This window comes from Epilithonimonas sp., from assembly GCF_032055105.1.
Lineage (GTDB): Bacteria > Bacteroidota > Bacteroidia > Flavobacteriales > Weeksellaceae > Epilithonimonas.
Genome location: NZ_DAMBRK010000003.1, coordinates 150909 through 170345 on the forward strand (window position 1 = coordinate 150909; position 19437 = coordinate 170345).

Genomic DNA, 19437 nt, shown 5'->3' on the forward strand with positions numbered 1-19437 from the left:
TTTTATTTATTTAAATTTTTTGCACATCTGAATCCTAAGTTATTAAGACAGTAATCAGCTTTAAGGCTCCCTCTGAGTGCATATCTCATGAACCCTGCATAATTTCTAAGATCACTGGAAGTGATGGCAGCACCTGCACAGAAGAGAGATTCGTTTGTCGTATTATCCTTGCGGGATTCTCCGCTCATCATTACAGAATTAAAATCAAATGTCCATTCCCAAACCATTCCATACATATCATAAACACCATAATAATTAGGTAAATCTTGTTTGATAACTTGCTTATTTTTATCCTTTTTCTGATATGATTTTAAAATATAGTCCGTAAACTCAGGTTTCTTAGAAGCATTTTTTGAATTGCGATCTGCCAATGCTGTAAATTCCCATTCATCAATTGTAGGTAATCTTTTACCAACACTTCTTGCATACTCTTTCGCTGCGTACCAGGAAACATTTGTAACCGGCGCATCCGGACTTAGATTTTCGGGTATTTCGTAGTCACTTTTCCAATGTTGAAGATATGAGCTGTCTGCATAAAGACGTTTTACTTTACTTTTTGCCCATTGAGGGTTTGCTTTAAGAAATCTGAGATAATCTGCATTGGTAACCGGGCTGTCGTCCAGATAAAACGTTTCTACTTTTACAATTCTTCCTGAATCTTTACCTATAAAAGCTTCATAGACACCTCCGTCAATTCTTACCATTTTTTTTGAGCTGGAGACATATTTTAAATGGCTATGAACATCATGAGATTTTTCATGCGTATTAGAATGTCTGGAACAAGAAAATAGGATTACGGCAATTGCAAAAAACATACTCACCACAATTCTCATTATTTCTATATTTTAGATCCTTAATGTAACCGTAAGTAATTTTAGTTTTTTTTGTAAACCGCAGGATTTTCAGCTCCGGTGATTTTAATTTTACCTAAAGCACCTTTATTAAAAGCTCTGAAAATCGCATGATCCACAATCACATACTCGCCGGGAACTGTCGCTTTAAACTCTACGATTGAAGCTCCGCCCGGAGGAATTACCGTTGTTTGTACATTCTCATTAATTTTACTTCCACCTTCGATGTATACTTTGTCGAAAATTTCACCAATAACATGGAATGATGATGTCAAATTTGGACCACCATTTCCAACATAGAATCTTACGGTTTCACCTACTTTGGCCTGAAGCTCATTTGCGCCTAACAAGGCACCTGTATTACCATTGAAAACAACATAATCAGGATGTTCGGCAATAGCTTTATCCATATCAAATTCCTGAAGACCTTTGTCTCCAAATTTACCTTTTGTGTAGAAATCACCTTGCATAATGTAGAATTCTTTGTCTACTTTTGGCAGTCCACCTTCCGGTTCAATTAAAATCAAACCATACATTCCGTTGGCAATATGCATTCCTACAGGTGCAGTTGCACAATGGTAAACGTATAAACCCGGATTGGTTGCTTTAAAAGTAAACAGAGCTTCTTTTCCTGGCGCAACGAAAGTTGCTTCTGCGCCACCTCCGGGGCCGTTTACTGCATGTAAATCTATATTGTGAGGAAAGGTTGAATTTTCGTTATTTTTAAGATGAAGTTCAATGTCATCTCCCACTCTTGCTCTGATGAAACTTCCAGGAACTGTTCCGTTGAAAGTCCAAAAATTATATTGCGTTCCATCTGCAAGTTCGCCCATTTTTTCAATGGTTTCAAGTCTGACGATAACTTTTTTTGCGGCACGGTTACCAACGGGTAAGGGAACATTCGGTGCGACGGCAAACTTGAGTTCTTCGGTAGTTCCGTCCGTTTTGATCTGTTCTGCATCTTGCTTGTTTTCAGATGAAGCAGATTCATTTTGTTTGCAGGAATTAAAGCTAATGAATGCAGACAAAACAGCTGTTACTAAGAGTGATTTTCTCATTTTGTATAGATTTACAAAGATTATCATGTTTTAAAATAATTAAATTAAATAATATATTAATACCTTAAAGTCTTTTATTATTTGATAGTTTTTATATTATAAATTATTATCTTTTTAATTATTTAAGTGGTTTATTTTTTTAGAAAAGTCAATTTCAAATCTAGATTTTTAACAAACAGTTCGATTTTAGAATTTTCCAGCATATCTTTTATTTTCTGGCGAATATGCTTAAAATCATTATGAATAGGACAAGGATGATCTTCCGAACATTCTTTAAGACCGAGACCACAACCCGAAAAGAGTTTATCTCCATCTATTTCTCTCACGATATCAGCTACAGACTGTTCAAGATCTTTTCCTGCCATGTAAAAACCTCCGTTGGGCCCTTTTGCTGATTGTACAAACCCCTTTCTGCTAAGATCCTGTAATATTTTAGCAATAAAATATTCCGGAGAATCTATCCCTGCTGAAATATCTTTAATCCCCACCCTACTTCCGTCCTTAGACTTCTGTGCGATAAATATCAAAGCTCGAATGGCGTATTCACAGGTTTTAGAAAACATTTGCTATTTTTATAATACAAAGATAAAAATCTATTTTGAAATAAAAGACAATTTGGTATTTTATTTTAAGTGATAATTATCATGCCAATTCCAAAAGTCTTCGCTCCCCTTCAATTTTTTTTCTCTCAGAAATATCCTGCGACATCTCAATTACGCCACGATAATTTTTTCCGAATCACGGCAAAATATCTAACATAAATCAGTTTATCCCAGTAATTAAACCAAAACGAAGCTTCATTTTGTTCACCTTTACTGAAAGCTTCTAAAACTTTCAGTACCGTATCAACACTTTTCGGAGGATAGCAAAAACGAACTCCCGTTCCCATAATACCAGCACTTCTGGGAAAAACAAACTCTTCTCCACGGTTATAGAAAATTATACGATCGTTTTTGGATATGCAAATATATATATCTACGTAAAAATAATAGATTCTTCTGTATACTTTAACGTACCAAGTTTCATCTTTATAAAAGCAGAAACCATTCGAAGTAAAAAAAAGTCAAACGATTCCAATTTCGATTGTTGAAAGCATTTAAAATTATCTTGCAAAATAAATCACATCTATAAAGAACTAAATTCTAAATTAGGAATTGCTAAATCTTTTTTAATTTGGCTCAAACGAGTTAAATCATCGACAAAAGAGTTTGAATAGACGCTCGTCAAGGTCACATGACAGGATTATTTAATTCTACAATTCTTTCCAAATCCTCAACCAAATGTTTCGATATTTCTTCGGCTATGGGTACTAAAGCAAAGCTAGTATTTTAACAGTATTGAGTAAATACTCCAAAATGGAAAATCATTAAACTCAAAAAGAAACCATCTTTTAGAAAAATATTATTCTTTCATAATTTTTTTGACTAAGTTTTTCTCTACTTCTGAAATAGATGGACTAGAATTGGTCAACAACCAATTATCAATTTTCACCCGTTCAAAGAATAACATTTTTCCACTAGGTTTTGAATAGGGAATCAGTCGTCGATGCGCAAGTTTATAAATGTAAGAGCATTTAAAACCTGTATATTTAGATAGTTCTTTGACGTTAAAAATAGTTTTTAGACCCAATAAATATTGTTCAATATTTTCAAGCTTTTCTAATAACACTTCATTTTCCATTTCTTATATTTTATAAGGCAAGTTCCTAGAAATAGTTAAAAAACTTTATTGAAAGGGTCTAAAGGTATAATTTGGCTTTAGAATAGAGAAGAAAAAAAAATGATCTAAGTACCACTACTTGTGTTACCTATGTGTTACCCATTAAAAAAAATAAGCACCTACATTTCTGTAAGTGCTTGATTTTAAACGTGGTCCCACCTGGGCTCGAACCAGGGACCACCTGATTATGAGTCAGGTGCTCTAACCAACTGAGCTATAGGACCTCAAAACTTGGTTAAATTTTGTGTTTGCAAAAATAGCAAAATTTCTTTATCTACAAAACGTTTTACGGTTTTTCTTGACACAATTCTACCAAAACTCCATTTGTAGATTTGGGGTGTAGGAAGACAACTAATTTATTATCAGCGCCTTCTTTCGGTTCTTCTGAGATGAAAATAAATCCTTCTTTTTTTAATCTTTCTATTTCAAATTGGATGTTTTCAACACCAAATGCAATATGATGGATTCCTTCTCCTTTTTTATCTAGAAATTTGGCGATTGGACTGTCTAGATTTGTGGCTTCCAAAAGTTCGATTTTGCTTTCTCCGAGTTCGTAAAAAGATGTGGTTACGCCTTCTCTTTCTACAGATTCTTGTTTGTAATTTGATTTTCCTAAAAGTCGGGAAAACAAATCATCTGAATCTGATAAAGATTTGACTGCAATTCCTAAGTGTTCTATTTTCATTGTGTTAGTTTTGAATAATCCTCTATTTGGGAAGACAAAATTTGTTTGGATGAAAAAATCCCTAGCCCCGATTGACTCTCTTTTTTATATTTTTCTATTTGAATCGTCGAAACTCGTTCCTCGTTTTGTAGTGGAAATCCTTTTTTGCGTGGAATTAGTTTGCTTTTGGATTACAAATCGTGATGCAAAAAAGATTGCAACCTTTCGACAGGCTCAGGATAAACTACAGCGGGATTAAGCTCCTAAAAAAATTGCCAAAGTAAGAAGGTATTACTTTGACAATTTATATTTTTGATTAAGCATTGAATCCTTCAATAATCTTGGAGAAATCCTCAATTTTAAGTGCAGCGCCTCCAATCAAGCCTCCGTCAACATCTGGCTGAGAGAAGATTTCTTTTGCATTGTCCGGCTTCACACTTCCTCCGTAAAGGATGGAAACTTCGTCCGCTACTTCTTTTCCATATTTGTCAGCAATTAGGCTTCTGATGTAAGCGTGAACTTCCTGAGCTTGCTCCGCAGTAGCCGTTTCGCCGGTTCCAATTGCCCAAACTGGTTCGTAAGCAATCACTACTTTTTTGATTTCTTCGGCAGATAAAGTGAAAAGAGCTGTTTCTGTTTGGTTTTTAACAACCTCGAAATGTCTTCCTGCTTTTCTTTCCTCCAATTTTTCGCCGTTGCAATAGATTGGCGTTAGACCTTTATCTAAAAGCGCTTTTAATTTTCTGTTGGCGTGACTGTCTGTTTCTCCGTGAAAAGTTCTTCTTTCTGAGTGCGACACGAGACTTCCGTCTGCATCTACTGAAGCTAACATATCTACAGAAATCTCACCTGTGTAAGCTCCGCTTGCATATTCGGAAACATCTTGAGCAAAAACACCAACTTCGCTATTTTTGAAAACTTCTTTCGCCGTTGTAAGATACAAAGCTGGCGGAGCGATGTAAACTTCGCAGTTTGTCGTGTTATTTTTTTTGTATTCTAAAAGCTGAGCCATCAATTCCTGAGCTTCAGCGTAAGTTTTGTTCATTTTCCAGTTTCCTGCAACAATGTTCTTTCTCATTTTATTTTTAATTTAAGTTCCAAAGTTTTTTTAGTAGAATGTAGAATTTGTGCTCATCATCGCTCACTTTATTATCTGCTTTAATGAGGGATTTTGCAAATTGAGTGAAGTCTTTTCTTTCCTTCTCGGTAGAGTCTTCTTCGAAACATTTTGCGTGGAACTCGAAGTGTTCCTGCCATTGGTCAGAAGTGAGCTGTGCAATGATTTCTAATTCATCATCCAGATTGAGACGGAACGGAAATTCTTCCGCCATATATTCCTGAACTTTGAGTCCTTCTTCTGGCTTTATAATTCCGTCCACAGCTGATAAAATCATTAGTAAATGATATCCAGCAATTGGTTTATTTGATTTTCTCATTATATAATTTAATCTTGATTTAAATAATCTTTCGCACCCAATTTCTCAACTACTTTTCCTTTTTCCAAAACCAAAACAAAAGGATTACTTCTTGCAATGGTTTTAATCGCAATCTCATCCATCATGTAGTTTGGGATTTGTTTGTAGAAATTAGGATTCGTACTTACACCGTAAACTTTAGCTTTTTCGGTCAAAGCTTTGGTTTCTGTTTTTTTGACTAATTCTAAGTCAGCTTCTTTTGGCTTATAAGTGAATACGATGATAGCTCTTGGTTCTTTTAAGATTTCATCTGTGATAGGATTTCCATTCACATCTTCAATTTTGAATTTGGAGATTTCAGATTCGTAACCTTTTTTGGAGATTTCGGAAGTTGTTTTTCCGTCTTCTATTTGCCAGTTTGTATCTTTCCAATATTCCTTATTAATATATTCGTCTTGGTCCACTTTTTTAACTTCACCGGTTTTGGAATTTTTAAGTGAATAAAACGTCTTGTATTCTGAAGGATTTTGTGCAATCTTTTGTTTTTCTGAGGCTAAATCTGTTCCGATAGCATAAGCTCTGAAATCTATCATTGGTTCGTGTGCAACTCCTCGGTACATCACGAAAATCATTACTAAAACAAAAACACCTAACAAAGGTAATTTGCCAAATCTGACTTTTTCATCTTCTTCTCTTTTTCTGTAAAGAACCGCCAGAATCAACAATAAAACTAAAAGCGTAATATCTTTCCAGAATGATTGCCAAGGCGTAAATTTCAAAGCATCTCCGAAACATCCACAATCAGTAACAACATTATAATAAGCAGAATAGAATGTCAGAAAACCAAAGAAAACACAAAGCGCAATCAATGCATAAAGTGTTTGTTTAAGCTTGATTTTCATTAATAACATAAAACCTAAAACCAATTCCAACACAACTACAACAATTGAAAATGCTAAAGCATACTTTTCCAAAAATGGCAAATTGAAAACAATTGGTGAAAAATATTCTTCTAATTTAAAAGAGAATCCTTTCAAATCAACGGCTTTTACAAATCCGGAAGCAATGAATATAAGTGCGACAATGTAGCGTAAAACTGCTTTCATAATTTTTTTCGGTATTAATTTTTAAATTTAATCAGACAAAAAACAGCATAATTCAACATATCAAAATAGTTGGCATCCAAACCTTCGGAAACCAAAGTCTTTCCTTGATTATCTTCTATCTGCTTAGTTCTCAAAACCTTTTGATAAATCAAATCTGTGATAGACGAAATCCTCATATCTCGCCAAGCTTCCCCATAATCGTGATTTTTGCGTTCCATCAATTCTTTCGCTTTTTGAGCGTAAGAATCGTAAAGCTCAATGATATCCTCTGGATTAGCATTTAGTTCATCGGAAAAACCTTTCTCCAGCTGAATCAATCCAATAATTGAGTAATTAATAATCGCAACAAACTCATCTTCTTCACTCTCATCCACCATTTGCACATCCGTCATTTGCAACGTTCTGATTCTGCTTACCTTGATGTAGATTTGGTCTGTGATAGAACTTGGACGGAGAACACGCCAAGCGGTTCCATAATCTTTCATTTTCTTTTGAAAAAGGTCTCTACAAGTCTTGATAACGTCGTCAAACTGGGCGGAAGTATTGTGCATAAATCTGTCTAATTGGTCAAAGATACAAATTTTGTTTGGAGTTAATTTATTGATAGTAATCAGAAAAATTATCTATTTTTATAACTCTAAAATTACTCTATGAAGTTTGCTGTTTCTTTTTTTCTAATCTCTTCTGTTTTTATCAATGCTCAACAGAAACTGGAACTGACAACAGAAATGGCCAACCAACTTGCTTCGATGCCGTTAAAATGCATCAATCAAGAGTATCCGAATAAAACCGCACACGTTATTAATACTGAAAAAGATGCTGTTCTAACTCCAAAAGAATTACACCCGAGTTTTTATGGTTGTTTTGATTGGCATAGCTCAGTTCACGGGCATTGGATGTTGGTGAGATTACTGAGAACTGTAACGGATTTAGAAAATAAAGATAAAATTATTTCAATTCTAGATAAATCATTTTCACCTGAAAAAATCAAAGAAGAGGCGTTTTATTTTACAAAATATCAAGTGGCGCAAAATTTCGAAAGAACTTATGGTTGGGCTTGGATTTTGAAATTGGATGAAGAATTAGCAAGATGGAATCATCCAAAAGCCAAAATCTGGCATCAAAATCTAAAACCTTTGACATACGAAATCCTGAGACTTTGGAAGGCTTATTTACCCAAACAAACTTATCCTAACAGAACTGGCGTCCATCCTAATACGGCATTTGCAATGAGTTTTGCAATAGATTGGGCAAGACAAGTTGGAAATAAATCATTCGAAAAAGAATTATCTGAAAAAGCTAAAATCTTCTATTTAAATAATGTTAAAACACCAGCTTATCTGGAACCAGACGGAAGCGATTTCTTTTCACCAAGTCTGGAAATTGCAGAATTAATGAGCAGAATTTTGGCTCAAAAAGAATTTGAGAAATGGCTTAATCTATTTTATGAAAAAAGAAGTCTTGAAAACATCGAGCAAATCCCAATTATAAGTGATGTTAATGATTATCAAACTGTTCATCTTGTTGGATTATCATTCTCGAAAGCTTGGGCAATGAAAAATATTATCAATGCTTTACCGGAAAAGAATTCCATTAGAAAACAATTTGAAAAGTCAAGGGAAAAATTTATTGAAAACTCTTTGCCAATTATTTTTCAAGGTAATTATGGTGGCGATCATTGGTTAGCGAGTTTTGCTGTTTATGCTTTGACTAATTAAAATAATATTTTCAACCAAAAATTTAATTCATATTCTTATCAAAATTTCAAATGGAATTTTATTCAATTAATTCTAATCAATCCAAGTTCTTTTCAATCAATTGTAACGGCAGGTTGATTGATTTATCCAAACCAAAATTAATGGGAATCTTGAACTTAACTCCAGATTCCTTTTCTGATGGAGGAAAATTCAACGATGAGAAATCAGCTTTACAACAAACTGAAAAATTATTAAAAAACGGAGCTTCTATTATTGACATTGGCGCACAATCTACACGTCCAAATGCTCAATTTCTGAAAGCAGATGAAGAAATCAGAAGAATTGGAAATGTTATTTCATCCATAAAAAAAGAATTTCCGGAAAGTTTGATTTCTTTGGATACATTTTATTCAGAAGTTGTAAAATTTGGTTTTGATGAAGGAATTGATATTGTGAATGATATTTCTGCAGGACAATTTGATTCCGAACTTTTGGATAACGTTGCAAAAACAGGTTTACCTTATATATTAATGCATATCAACCCGACTTATGAATCAATGCACGAGAAGAATAGATTTGATGATGTCATTTTATCAATCAATCGATTCTTCTCAGAAAAGGTAAATCTTTTAAAGCAGAAAGGAATCAAAGACATCATCCTCGATCCTGGATTTGGTTTTGGAAAAACAGTTGAAGATCAATATCAAATGATTGAGAATTTTGAATATATTGGATTTGGAGAATTGCCGATTTTGGCGGGAATCTCAAAAAAATCATTTATCTATAAACCACTTGGTAAACAACCATATGAGGTTGAGCAAGAAACACTAGATCTGCATTATAAGTTATTAGAAAAAGGAGCTAATATTATTCGACTTCATAATCCCGAAAGCTTAATCATTTGATAAACAAGCCCTTCATTAAGCAAACATTTAAGATTTTTTCAAATTTTTATTTTAAGAAAATTTTTAATAATTTCTTTAAAAAAATAATATTATTTAAAAAAAATATTCGAATATCACACAGCATTAACGAAATATTTAAACAATCAAAACAACAACAACAAACCAAATAAAATAAATAATTGATAATTTTATTGGTTAAAATTTGGATATTTTAAATTAATTTAACTAAATTTGAGAGAATTAAAAAATTATCTTTATGAAAAAATCTTTACTACGTTTAGCTTTTGTAGCTTTACCAATGTTTGGTTTCGGTCAAACTTATTTTTCAGACAACTTCGACGATGAAGACATCTCCGATTGGACTCTATACGATCAAGACGGCGATGGCTTTGAATGGGAAACAGTAGCACTAACCGAACCTGCAGGGATCACACCTGCTATCGCCTCTTATTCTTATGACAACGCAAGTTTAACAGCTTTAACACCTGACAACTACATCGTATCACCTGCAATCAACTTATCTACTGCAACTTCAGCGGTACTTAAATTCAAAGTAAAAGCACAAGATCCAGATTGGGCCAGTGAAACATACTCTGTATATGTTGCAACAACAAACAGTGTTGCTGCATTTTTAGCAACCACGCCTCTATTAACTGAGAACGCCTCGACAAACGGTGTTGGCGGTATATTTTATTCAAAAAGCATTGACTTATCTTCATTTGCTGGTCAACCACAAGTTTATGTAGCATTCAGACATCACAGCTCAACAGATATGTTTGCTCTACATATTGATGACGTAAGCGTCTCCGCGGCACCTACAGTTGCGCCTGATTGCGCTACTTTAGTATCTCCAGCAAATGGAGCAACCAACCTTAATTACGTTTCCCAAACATTCTCTTGGTCTGCCCCAACTACTGGAACTGTAGATTCTTACGATATCTATTTAGACAAAAACCCTAACCCAACAACTTTGGTTAGCAATGTTACAGGCACAACTTATACAGCAGCTAATCTTGATGGATCTTCAACATACTATTGGAAAGCAGTTCCTAAAAATACAATTGGCTCCGCAACAGGATGTACTACATTTTCTTTCACAACCATGGAAACTACATATTGCGGACCTTTAACATACTCTTTCACAGTAGAACCTATAACATTAGTTAACTTTGCAGGCATAGATAACACAACATCGGCATCAACAAGCGGCGGTACTGCACACGAATTCTTCCTAGATCAAGTTGGCAATGTTACATTAGGTAGCACACACACCATAACAATAAAAGGAAATACAGGAGGTAATTGGGCTAATAACTTCATGGTTTATATCGACTGGAATCAAGACAAAGACTTTGCAGATGCCGACGAAGCTTATTCTGTAGGATCTATTACAAATTCTACAGGAACAGACACAAAAGAACTTACTTACAACATCACCGTACCTGCAGGTGCAACAATAGGAAACACCAGAATGCGTGTCAAAAAATTATTTGGGACCACAAACTTAGCAGACCCTTGCGTAGGTGGTAGCTTTGGACAAGCAGAAGATTACACAATTAATGTTGGCACACTTGCTGTTTCAGAAACCACTAAAAATAGTATCAGATCTTATCCTAATCCAGTTAAAGACATCTTTAACATAGAGGCTCAAGGTAAAATTAAAAACGTAAAAGTTTACGACACTGCAGGCAAACAATTGTTCACAAAAGAATTGAATGAGGCTAAATCTCAAATTGATTTCAGCAGATTCAACACAGGCGTATATGTTGTTACTACTACATTAGAAGATGGTACTTCTACTTCTACAAAAGTAATCAAGAAGTAATTTTTATATTAATCAAATTTAGGAGGCTGTCTCAAAAGGGCAGCCTCTTTTTTTTTATTAAAAATCTATTAATTACAGAGAAGGCAAATCTGCATGTTTATGTTTTACTTTTTAAATTCTAAATAAATTATTTGTAATTCAGAAAAAAATTGTAATTTTGCAACTCGAATTTTTAATTAAAATTAATTAACATTATGAACAATTACGAAACTGTTTTCATTTTAACTCCCGTTCTATCTGACGCTCAGGTGGAGGAAGCAGTGAAAAAATTTGAAGACCTATTAGCTTCAAACAATTGCGAAATCGTTGCCAAAGAAAATTGGGGACTTAAGAAATTAGCTTATCCTATCCAATTGAAAAAGAATGGTTTTTACACACTAATCGAATTCAAAGGAGAAGGAACTGTAGTTGCAGACCTAGAAACTGCTTTCAAACGTGATGAGAGAGTTATCCGTTACCTAACGACTAAACTTGACAAGCACGCTGTAGATTATGCAGTAACAAGAAGAAGCAAACTAAAATCTGCTAAAGCTTAATTATTAACCTTTAAAATTTAAAACAATGGCAATAGATGATATGGCAAAACAAGCCTCTGCTGGAGGTGAATCAGAAGTAAAATTCCTTACTCCACTTGATATCAATACAAAATCTGAAAAGAAATATTGTAGATTCAAAAAGTTTGGTATTAAGCACGTAGATTACAAAGATGCTGACTTCCTTTTACAATTCGTAAACGAACAAGGTAAAATCTTACCAAGAAGATACACAGGAACTTCTCTTAAATACCAAAGAAAAGTATCTGCTGCTATCAAAAGAGCAAGACACCTTGCTTTGATGCCTTACGTAGCTGACTTATTGAAATAAGAAAAAAATAATAAAAGAAGTAGGCTTGCCTGCTTCTTTTGTTGCTGAATAATAATTTAATTCTAACTGTTTTAGATATTAGCTCTCAGATATAAGATTTTAGATTTTTCTAATTTCTCATTTCTAAACTCTAACTTCTAGAATCTAAACAAGACAACAACAATGGAAATTATCCTAAAACAAGACGTAGAAAACTTAGGACTTGAGTTCGATACAGTAAATGTAAAACCAGGTTACGCTCGTAACTTTTTATTACCTCAAGGTTTTGCTTTATTAGCAACTCCTAAAAACAAAGCAGCTCTAGAGGCTACTTTGGAAGCTAGAAAAGAAGAAGAAGCTAAATTGATTTCTGCTGCAAATGCTATAGTTGAGCAATTGAAGAAAACTTCTATCACTATTCCTGCAAAAGTAGGTTCTGGTGACAGATTATTTGGTTCTATCAACAATGCTGATCTTGCTGCTGCTTTAGCAAAAGCTGGTGTAAGTGTTGATAAAAAATATATCAAAATCCCTGGAAATACAATCAAGAGAACTGGTACTGCAACTGCATTGATCAGACTTCACAGAAATGTAGAATACAACTTCGATTTTGCAATCGTTTCTGATGCTCCAGTAGAAGCTCCTAAACCAGCTGCTCCAAAAGCTAAAGTTGAAGAAGAAACTACTTCTGAAGAAGCTTAATTGGAATATTTTCAAAAGCATAAAAAAACCACTTCAAACGAAGTGGTTTTTTATTTTAAATATAATTAAGACTTCTTTGGTTTCCAAGCATTGAAAAAATCTTTAACTTTTTCTTGGCTATAACCACTACCCTCCTCTAGAACGGCGCTGTCTTGTGTATGAATTTGTTTTCCATCTTCATTCAAAATAATAAACACTGGATAACCAAATTTTTCTCCTGGATTCCCATAACTAGAAAATATTTTTTCATTTTTATTTTCAGGAGACCAATTCAAATGGTAATAAATATAATTATCATCAACAATTTGCTTCAATTCAGGCGTCTGTTGAACATAATTATTAAATCTCAAACACCAGATACACCAGTTACCTCCAGCTTGTATTACAACATTTTTATGCTCTTTCTTAGCCAATTTTACAATATTTCGAATATCAGATTCAGCATTAGCTTCAGGATGATATGGCTTGGGTAATTTTGCTTTTTCTTCAGCAGCAGCCTTTTTCTTAGCCTCGATTTGTTCTTTGGTAAGCTGTGTAGTTTGAGCATTTGTAAGAGAAAATAAAAATACGCCTCCAACAAATAACAATTTCTTTACAGATTTTCTCATTATTATTTATAATTGATTAAATATTAACTCCAAAGTTAATCAAAAATTCAGCCATTTTTCAGTATATTTGCCAATAAACACAATAGTTTGAATCAATTTCTATTCAGCATATTATTACTAGTTTCCAGATTACCTCTTAGAATATTATATATTTTTTCAGATATATTATTCTTTATTAATTATTATATTATTGGATATAGGAAAAAAGAAGTATTAGATAATTTAAAAAATTCTTTTCCTGAAAAATCGGATAAAGAAATCACAGATATTTCGAAAAAATTCTTTTCCAATTTCTGTGACTATCTTGCTGAAATGCTGAAAGCTTTCACCATAAGCAATGTAGAATCCAGAGTTAGGATGCAACATCTGAATCAAGAAGTTTTTCACGAAGCAAAAGCCGAAGGTAAAAACGTTATTCTCTTATCTGGCCACGTTTTCAATTGGGAATGGTTTAATGCATTGGCAACCATTGTTCCTCAAAAAGACTGTCATCCTGTTTATAGAAAAATGAGCAGTAAGTTCTGGGAACAAAAAATCAAATTAATTAGAAATAGATTTAATAACAAATCTCTGGAAGCTAATGAGGTTATTAAACATATTTTCCGAACTCCCAATGACGGAAATTCAATTTATATGTTTGTAGCAGATCAGACTCCAAATGTACATTCTGTTAATTACGGCCTGAAATTTCTGAATCAAAAAACACCTGCTTTTGTAGGTTACGACAAGCTTTCAACAAGAATGGATATGGTCTTTATCTATTGCGAGATGAAGAAGGTCAAACGAGGATTTTATCAAGTCAATTATCACAGAATCTATCCTGAAGGGGAAAAATTTGTAGAACACGAAGTAGTTAGAAAATTCCACACATTATTGGAAAACACCATCAACAAAAGACCAGACAATTGGCTTTGGTCACACAGAAGATGGAAATACAAAGATTATATTAAAAAATACGACGAATAAATGACGATTGCAATTGCCATACTGAATTGGAATGGGAAAAATTGGTTAGAAAAATTCTTACCATATGTAATTCAATATTCTTCTGAATCAGAAATATACGTCATTGATAATGCTTCGACAGATGATTCTATTCATTTTTTAAAATCAAATTTTCCGTCGGTTAAAATCGTTCAAAACTCTAGCAATTCTGGTTTTGCTGCAGGTTATAATGAAGGTTTAAAATATATCAAAGCTGAGATCTATTGTCTATTAAACTCAGATGTAGAAGTTACAGAAAGCTGGATTTCTCCAATCACAAAATTATTTTCTGAGAACAAAAATATCGCAGCAATTCAGCCAAAAATTCTGGATTATAATCAAAAAGATAAATTCGAATTTGCAGGAGCTGGTGGCGGTTTAATAGATAATTTAGGTTATCCTTATTGTAGAGGAAGAGTTTTCGATGATATAGAAATTGATAACGGCCAATACGATGATGAGACAGAAATCTTTTGGGCTTCCGGATGTTCGCTATTCATTCGTTCAGAAGATTTTTGGAATATGAATGGTTTTGATGAAAGATTCTTTGCTCATCAGGAAGAAATTGACCTTTGCTGGAGATTGAAAAATACTGGAAGGAAAATCTATTATACCGGAAAATCCAAAGTTTATCACGTTGGCGGAGGAACACTTAATAAACAAAATCCTCAAAAAACCTATCTCAATTTCAGAAATAATCTGACAATGATGCTGAAGAATTTGCCTTTCTACAAGGTATTTTTCATTCTGTTTCTAAGACTTTCTTTAGATGGAGTTGCAGGAATTTATTTTGGATTCAAAAATGGATTTTCACATCTTTGGGCTGTTTTCAAATCACATATGGGATTTTATTGGCAATTGCCAAAGTCTATTCAACTGAGACAGAAAAATCAGATCAATCATTATTATCAATCAAAATGGTTGATTTTCAAACATTTTCTTGGTTCAAAAAAATAATTAAAGATGGATTTTATAGCTCTCGATTTTGAAACCGCAACTCACGAGAAAAATTCTGCTTGTGAATTGGGCGTTTGTATTGTAGAAAATGGTCAAATCAAAGAAACAAAATCTTGGCTTATAAAACCGCCATCTTTTCCTTATTTCAATCATCACAATGTTGCTGTTCACGGCATTACGCCAGAAGATGTACAACACGCTCCTACTTTTGCCGATGTTTGGTACGAAGTTGAAAATCTTATGTATGGAAACTTAATGATTGCTCATAACGCTGCTTTTGACGCTGGAGTTTTGCGAGGATGTTTGGACCATTATGGTTTCTTCAAACCGAATATTAACTACCTATGTAGCATTGGGATTGCAAAAAAAGCATGGAAAGACCTTAAAAGTTATGGTTTAAAAAATCTTGCAGAACAACATCAAATCAAATTCAATCACCACCGCGCAGACGCAGATGCAGAGGTTTGTGCTAAAATTTCGTTGTTAAGTTTCGAAAGATTGATGATTAGTCAAAGTGATGAAGTTAAAGATGTCTTCAGTAAAAGAATTAAGATTCTTTAATTACTCAAAACTTCCGAAACAAGATTAAATTTGGGAATAGTTACATCAAAAGTTTCATGATTGGCATTTTCAAAAAGATAAGAACCTTCCATATTACCCACACCCGATTTTACAATCACATTAGAAAAATAATTAAACTTTTCGCCACTTTCAATCACTGGGGTTAGGCCAATAACACCAGCACCTTCAACTTCAGTAAAACCAAATCCTAGATCATAAATCATCCATTTTCTCGAAAGCAACCTCACAGCAACATTACTTAGATTTTCGATTTCAATATTATAACGGAAAACATAGCGATTTTCAGAAGGATAGCTATTATGGTTATCATACTCTGTTGTTACACTTATTTTGATTTCTGATGTAATTTTTGATACCATTATATTAGATTTAAATTTAGAGATACAAATATCTCGCCGATTATTGGATTAAAAAATTATAATTTGGTTAAATTATAACATTATAAAAAAGAAATATTCAAAAATAAACATTACCTATATTATTAGAATAGAAAAAACAGGAAACCTCAATGAGATTTCCTGTTTTTTTTAGTGAAATTTAATTTTTATCCAGCAACTACTTCTTCTACATAAACTAAGCCTTCATAACAAGCATTTTAAATTGCTTTCAACTCATCCAAAGTTGGAACTCTTGGATTGAAACCTGTACAAGGGTCAATTAAAGCGTTGTTTGCGATATAATCAAGATTCTTATCCCAATCTTCTTTAGAAATTCCAAATTCTTTAATCGCGGATTGATTGTTAACTTCAGAACGTAAAGTTTCAATAGCCTGTGCCAATTCTTCAGCAGTATCTTAACCGATTACTCTTGCCAAATCAGAAAAACGATTAGTCGCCTGAGCATTATAACGGATAACATTCGGAAGGAAAATCGCGTTAGAAGCTCCGCGGATGTAATACAAACGAGACTACGCGTTATACATTTGCGCCAATTCTTGTTGAAGTTCGGTTGGTGTTTCTTTTAATTTTGCTTTTACAAATTTGTTGAGCGCAGAAGGTGAATTAAAACCCAAGTCGAAAGCAATTTCTTTGTGAGACAAATCAGAAAACATCAGTTGACGTTTGATTTCCATTAAAATCCTGTTATGAATAGCCTTAATGGTTGTTTCTCCACAGTGCTTTTTGGTAATTGAATTTAATTTTTTTGGAGTAATTGCTAATTCTTCCGCATAATACTGAACAGTTCTGTATTGTTTATAATGTTCGTTCAGTAATTTTTTAAATCGAACATAAATAGGTTTATCAGCCGTTTCTTTATGAATGATTGGATGCAGACCGTGAACAGATTCAATGAGAGCCAAAAGAAAAATTTTAATTTGAAATCTCGCCTGCTCTTTTTTAATCAAACTTGGATTTTCATAAATTGCTTTAATGATTTTGATGGAATGTAAACTTTGCTCAAAGTCTTCAGGAGATAGAATGGTACAGTTAAGTTGGGTGGAAAGATTAACATTATACGTACTCAGTTCGTTTTTCAGAATATCAGAACAGAATAATATTTCTTCAAAAAGGATTATTTTACCTTTTAAATCTGTACTTAAATCAGAAATAAAATGAACCTGCTCAGGAAAAACAACAGAAATTTTGCCTGCTTTTAAGTAATGAATTTTTTCTTCGATATGAAGTTCTAAAGTCCCATTTTCTATGACAATAATAAAGAAATAGTCTTTTTTATGCGGTTTTAAATATTGGTTTAAATTTTCCTCATTCAATTCAAAAACTCTGAAAGAAAGATTCTTATCTTCTAATTTTTGAATATTTTTTGATTTCCAATTTCTTCATTGTTGCCATTTCCTTTCTTTGTTTTTAAAACGAAGTGACAAAATTAATTTTTTCATTAATTCAGACCAACGTCAAAAGTCTTGTTTAAATTTAAAATTCGCGTTAAATTCACTAAAAATTAATTTAAAAATCAAGTTATTAACTCTCATCTAAAATCCTTATTTTTGTCCTAATCTAAAAAAAGTAAAAGAAAAGAATGAATTCCTACAAAAATCCTTTGGAAGAACGCTATTCAAGCGAAGAAATGTTGTTTAACTTTTCTCACAACAATAAATTCCAGAACTGGAGAAAGCTTTGGATTGCCCTTGCTGAAATCGAAAAAGACCTTGGTCTTGAAATTACAGACGAGCAAATCGCTGAATTGAAAGCCAATGCAGAAAATATTGATTATGATGCGGCTGCAGCTTACGAGAAAAAATTCAGACATGATGTAATGGCTCACGTTCACGCTTATGGTGATGTGGCACCTTCTGCGAAGGGAATTATTCACTTGGGAGCAACTTCGGCGTTTGTAGGAGATAATACAGATTTAATTCAAATTCGTGACGGACTTTTAATTTTAAAGAAAAAGTTGGTGAACGTAATGAAGAATTTGTCTGATTTTGCTATTCAGTACAAAGATTTACCGACTTTAGGATTTACGCACTTCCAACCGGCTCAGTTAACGACTGTTGGAAAAAGAGCAACACTTTGGTTACAGAGTTTAGTTCTTGACATCGAAGAATTGGATTTCTTCTTAGAAACATTAAGATTCAGAGGAGTAAAAGGAACAACAGGAACGGCTGCAAGTTTCTTGGAACTTTTCAACGGAGATTATTCTAAAGTTAAACATTTAGATAAAGAATTGTCAAAAAGATTCGGTTTCGAAAAAGTTTTCGGAGTTTCCGGTCAGACTTATGACAGAAAAATTGATGCTAAAGTTGTGGCGTTATTAGGAAATATTGCTCAATCTGCACATAAATTTACAAACGATTTACGTCTTCTTCAAAACCTTAAGGAAATTGAAGAACCATTCGAGAAAAACCAAATCGGCTCATCTGCAATGGCTTACAAACGTAACCCAATGAGAAGTGAAAGAATCGGAGCATTGGCAAAATACGTAATGTCTTTAACGACAAGTTCTGCAATGGTAGCTTCTACACAATGGTTCGAAAGAACTTTGGACGATTCTGCAAACAAAAGATTAACAATTCCTCAAGCGTTTTTAGCTGTTGATGCAATCTTATTGATTTGGAACAACATCATGAACGGAATCGTAGTTTATCCAAACAGAATCAACAAACATATTATGGACGAACTTCCTTTCATGGCGACAGAATACATCATCATGGAAGAGGTAAAAGCTGGTGGCGACCGTCAGGAAATCCACGAAGTAATCAGAGTTCATTCTATGGAAGCTTCTAAAAAGGTAAAAGAAGAAGGTAAGGAAAACGACCTTATCGAAAGAATCCTGAACGACGATTCATTAAAACTAGATAAATCAAAATTAAAAGAAGTTCTTGATCCTAAAAACTTCATCGGTTTTGCACCAATTCAGACGGAAGAATTCATCGCAAATGAAGTTCAGCCGATTATTGATGCAAACAAAGATCTGATAGGATTAGAGGCTGATCTTAAAGTATAAAAGATAAAAGATTTCAGAAACAAGATTCAAGACTTTTGATAATTGTTTCTGAAATTTTAATTAATAAATAAATCTAAAAGATTTGGATACAGGTTATCAGTCTGAAATCTTGTGTC

Annotated in this window: 22 protein-coding genes, 1 tRNA gene and 2 pseudogenes; 10 read left to right on the forward strand and 15 right to left on the reverse strand. The window is 33.4% G+C overall.

What is annotated here, in order from left to right:
- Window positions 1-2: 2 nt before the first annotated feature.
- From RTY06_RS03480 to RTY06_RS03530, 11 genes and pseudogenes are all read right to left on the reverse strand, one after another.
- Entirely contained in the window at window positions 3-833 is an 831-nt protein-coding gene (locus tag RTY06_RS03480; protein WP_312822844.1) for a formylglycine-generating enzyme family protein, read from the reverse strand.
- A gap of 53 nt (window positions 834-886) precedes the next feature.
- Window positions 887-1936 (reverse strand): annotated as a pseudogene (gene nirK / locus RTY06_RS03485) (copper-containing nitrite reductase); the annotation flags it as partial.
- Window positions 1937-2040: 104 nt separating this feature from the next.
- A complete protein-coding gene (locus RTY06_RS03490; RefSeq protein WP_312822845.1) occupies window positions 2041-2472 on the reverse strand; it encodes an Rrf2 family transcriptional regulator in 432 nt (143 codons plus the stop codon).
- A gap of 79 nt (window positions 2473-2551) precedes the next feature.
- A pseudogene (locus RTY06_RS03495) lies at window positions 2552-2858 on the reverse strand (PAS domain-containing protein); the annotation flags it as partial.
- A gap of 452 nt (window positions 2859-3310) precedes the next feature.
- A complete protein-coding gene (locus RTY06_RS03500) occupies window positions 3311-3589 on the reverse strand; it encodes a DNA-binding protein (protein WP_312822846.1) in 279 nt (92 codons plus the stop codon).
- 189 nt (window positions 3590-3778) lie between these two features.
- Window positions 3779-3852 (reverse strand) — tRNA-Ile (locus RTY06_RS03505).
- Window positions 3853-3914: 62 nt separating this feature from the next.
- Window positions 3915-4313, reverse strand: coding sequence for a methylmalonyl-CoA epimerase (gene mce, locus RTY06_RS03510; RefSeq protein ID WP_312822847.1), 399 nt, complete (start codon window positions 4311-4313; stop codon window positions 3915-3917).
- A gap of 295 nt (window positions 4314-4608) precedes the next feature.
- A complete protein-coding gene (gene tpiA, locus RTY06_RS03515; RefSeq protein ID WP_312822848.1) occupies window positions 4609-5370 on the reverse strand; it encodes a triose-phosphate isomerase in 762 nt (253 codons plus the stop codon).
- 7 nt (window positions 5371-5377) lie between these two features.
- Complete coding sequence (locus tag RTY06_RS03520) at window positions 5378-5728, reverse strand: TerB family tellurite resistance protein (protein ID WP_312822850.1); 351 nt, start codon at window positions 5726-5728, stop codon at window positions 5378-5380.
- 8 nt (window positions 5729-5736) lie between these two features.
- Complete coding sequence (locus tag RTY06_RS03525) at window positions 5737-6813, reverse strand: BT_3928 family protein (protein WP_312822852.1); 1077 nt, start codon at window positions 6811-6813, stop codon at window positions 5737-5739.
- Window positions 6814-6827: 14 nt separating this feature from the next.
- Window positions 6828-7364, reverse strand: coding sequence for a DUF1599 domain-containing protein (locus RTY06_RS03530; RefSeq protein ID WP_312822853.1), 537 nt, complete (start codon window positions 7362-7364; stop codon window positions 6828-6830).
- Window positions 7365-7463: 99 nt separating this feature from the next.
- Here RTY06_RS03530 and RTY06_RS03535 point away from each other — a divergent pair, with 99 nt between their 5' ends.
- From RTY06_RS03535 to rplI, 6 genes are all read left to right on the forward strand, one after another.
- The gene (locus RTY06_RS03535; RefSeq protein WP_312822855.1) at window positions 7464-8531 is read left to right on the forward strand and encodes a DUF2891 domain-containing protein; all 1068 of its coding nucleotides are present in this window, start codon (window positions 7464-7466) and stop codon (window positions 8529-8531) included.
- Window positions 8532-8581: 50 nt separating this feature from the next.
- Complete coding sequence (gene folP / locus RTY06_RS03540) at window positions 8582-9415, forward strand: dihydropteroate synthase (RefSeq protein ID WP_312822856.1); 834 nt, start codon at window positions 8582-8584, stop codon at window positions 9413-9415.
- 256 nt (window positions 9416-9671) lie between these two features.
- Window positions 9672-11240, forward strand: a complete 1569-nt coding sequence (locus RTY06_RS03545) for a GEVED domain-containing protein (protein WP_312822857.1) — start codon at window positions 9672-9674, stop codon at window positions 11238-11240.
- 194 nt (window positions 11241-11434) lie between these two features.
- The gene (rpsF, locus tag RTY06_RS03550; protein ID WP_116036597.1) at window positions 11435-11776 is read left to right on the forward strand and encodes a 30S ribosomal protein S6; all 342 of its coding nucleotides are present in this window, start codon (window positions 11435-11437) and stop codon (window positions 11774-11776) included.
- A 25-nt stretch (window positions 11777-11801) separates the two neighbouring features.
- Entirely contained in the window at window positions 11802-12104 is a 303-nt protein-coding gene (gene rpsR / locus RTY06_RS03555; RefSeq protein ID WP_027382072.1) for a 30S ribosomal protein S18, read from the forward strand.
- 162 nt (window positions 12105-12266) lie between these two features.
- The gene (gene rplI, locus RTY06_RS03560; RefSeq protein WP_312822861.1) at window positions 12267-12785 is read left to right on the forward strand and encodes a 50S ribosomal protein L9; all 519 of its coding nucleotides are present in this window, start codon (window positions 12267-12269) and stop codon (window positions 12783-12785) included.
- A 65-nt stretch (window positions 12786-12850) separates the two neighbouring features.
- Here rplI and RTY06_RS03565 read toward each other — a convergent pair whose 3' ends face one another.
- Window positions 12851-13393 (reverse strand): thioredoxin family protein, encoded by a 543-nt coding sequence (locus tag RTY06_RS03565; RefSeq protein WP_312822863.1) that lies wholly within the window; start codon window positions 13391-13393, stop codon window positions 12851-12853.
- 87 nt (window positions 13394-13480) lie between these two features.
- Here RTY06_RS03565 and RTY06_RS03570 point away from each other — a divergent pair, with 87 nt between their 5' ends.
- Genes RTY06_RS03570 through RTY06_RS03580 form a run of 3 tightly spaced genes read left to right on the forward strand, consistent with a single transcriptional unit; the run spans window position 13481 to window position 15895 of the window.
- The gene (locus tag RTY06_RS03570; protein ID WP_312822865.1) at window positions 13481-14359 is read left to right on the forward strand and encodes a lysophospholipid acyltransferase family protein; all 879 of its coding nucleotides are present in this window, start codon (window positions 13481-13483) and stop codon (window positions 14357-14359) included.
- Window positions 14360-15334 (forward strand): glycosyltransferase family 2 protein, encoded by a 975-nt coding sequence (locus RTY06_RS03575; protein WP_312822867.1) that lies wholly within the window; start codon window positions 14360-14362, stop codon window positions 15332-15334. It abuts the gene before it with no gap.
- A 6-nt stretch (window positions 15335-15340) separates the two neighbouring features.
- A complete protein-coding gene (locus RTY06_RS03580) occupies window positions 15341-15895 on the forward strand; it encodes a 3'-5' exonuclease (RefSeq protein ID WP_312822869.1) in 555 nt (184 codons plus the stop codon).
- On the opposite strand, the gene apaG is transcribed toward RTY06_RS03580, so the two are convergent.
- From apaG to RTY06_RS03595, 3 genes are all read right to left on the reverse strand, one after another.
- The gene (apaG, locus tag RTY06_RS03585; RefSeq protein ID WP_312822871.1) at window positions 15892-16275 is read right to left on the reverse strand and encodes a Co2+/Mg2+ efflux protein ApaG; all 384 of its coding nucleotides are present in this window, start codon (window positions 16273-16275) and stop codon (window positions 15892-15894) included. The genes RTY06_RS03580 and apaG overlap by 4 nt on opposite strands.
- Before the next feature lie 236 nt (window positions 16276-16511).
- Window positions 16512-16694 (reverse strand): hypothetical protein, encoded by a 183-nt coding sequence (locus RTY06_RS03590; RefSeq protein ID WP_312822873.1) that lies wholly within the window; start codon window positions 16692-16694, stop codon window positions 16512-16514.
- A 129-nt stretch (window positions 16695-16823) separates the two neighbouring features.
- A complete protein-coding gene (locus tag RTY06_RS03595) occupies window positions 16824-17627 on the reverse strand; it encodes a helix-turn-helix transcriptional regulator (protein WP_312822875.1) in 804 nt (267 codons plus the stop codon).
- Between the two features lie 266 nt (window positions 17628-17893).
- Here RTY06_RS03595 and purB point away from each other — a divergent pair, with 266 nt between their 5' ends.
- Window positions 17894-19321 (forward strand): adenylosuccinate lyase, encoded by a 1428-nt coding sequence (gene purB, locus RTY06_RS03600; RefSeq protein ID WP_312822877.1) that lies wholly within the window; start codon window positions 17894-17896, stop codon window positions 19319-19321.
- Window positions 19322-19437: the final 116 nt, after the last annotated feature.

Coding starts and splice junctions, on each gene's coding strand:
- RTY06_RS03480 (WP_312822844.1), bottom strand. CDS start 833: ATGAGAATTGTGGTGAGTATGTTTTTTGCAATTGCCGTAATCCTATTT.
- RTY06_RS03490 (WP_312822845.1), bottom strand. CDS start 2,472: ATGTTTTCTAAAACCTGTGAATACGCCATTCGAGCTTTGATATTTATC.
- RTY06_RS03500 (WP_312822846.1), bottom strand. CDS start 3,589: ATGGAAAATGAAGTGTTATTAGAAAAGCTTGAAAATATTGAACAATAT.
- mce (WP_312822847.1), bottom strand. CDS start 4,313: ATGAAAATAGAACACTTAGGAATTGCAGTCAAATCTTTATCAGATTCA.
- tpiA (WP_312822848.1), bottom strand. CDS start 5,370: ATGAGAAAGAACATTGTTGCAGGAAACTGGAAAATGAACAAAACTTAC.
- RTY06_RS03520 (WP_312822850.1), bottom strand. CDS start 5,728: ATGAGAAAATCAAATAAACCAATTGCTGGATATCATTTACTAATGATT.
- RTY06_RS03525 (WP_312822852.1), bottom strand. CDS start 6,813: ATGAAAGCAGTTTTACGCTACATTGTCGCACTTATATTCATTGCTTCC.
- RTY06_RS03530 (WP_312822853.1), bottom strand. CDS start 7,364: ATGCACAATACTTCCGCCCAGTTTGACGACGTTATCAAGACTTGTAGA.
- RTY06_RS03535 (WP_312822855.1), top strand. CDS start 7,464: ATGAAGTTTGCTGTTTCTTTTTTTCTAATCTCTTCTGTTTTTATCAAT.
- folP (WP_312822856.1), top strand. CDS start 8,582: ATGGAATTTTATTCAATTAATTCTAATCAATCCAAGTTCTTTTCAATC.
- RTY06_RS03545 (WP_312822857.1), top strand. CDS start 9,672: ATGAAAAAATCTTTACTACGTTTAGCTTTTGTAGCTTTACCAATGTTT.
- rpsF (WP_116036597.1), top strand. CDS start 11,435: ATGAACAATTACGAAACTGTTTTCATTTTAACTCCCGTTCTATCTGAC.
- rpsR (WP_027382072.1), top strand. CDS start 11,802: ATGGCAATAGATGATATGGCAAAACAAGCCTCTGCTGGAGGTGAATCA.
- rplI (WP_312822861.1), top strand. CDS start 12,267: ATGGAAATTATCCTAAAACAAGACGTAGAAAACTTAGGACTTGAGTTC.
- RTY06_RS03565 (WP_312822863.1), bottom strand. CDS start 13,393: ATGAGAAAATCTGTAAAGAAATTGTTATTTGTTGGAGGCGTATTTTTA.
- RTY06_RS03575 (WP_312822867.1), top strand. CDS start 14,360: ATGACGATTGCAATTGCCATACTGAATTGGAATGGGAAAAATTGGTTA.
- RTY06_RS03580 (WP_312822869.1), top strand. CDS start 15,341: ATGGATTTTATAGCTCTCGATTTTGAAACCGCAACTCACGAGAAAAAT.
- apaG (WP_312822871.1), bottom strand. CDS start 16,275: ATGGTATCAAAAATTACATCAGAAATCAAAATAAGTGTAACAACAGAG.
- purB (WP_312822877.1), top strand. CDS start 17,894: ATGAATTCCTACAAAAATCCTTTGGAAGAACGCTATTCAAGCGAAGAA.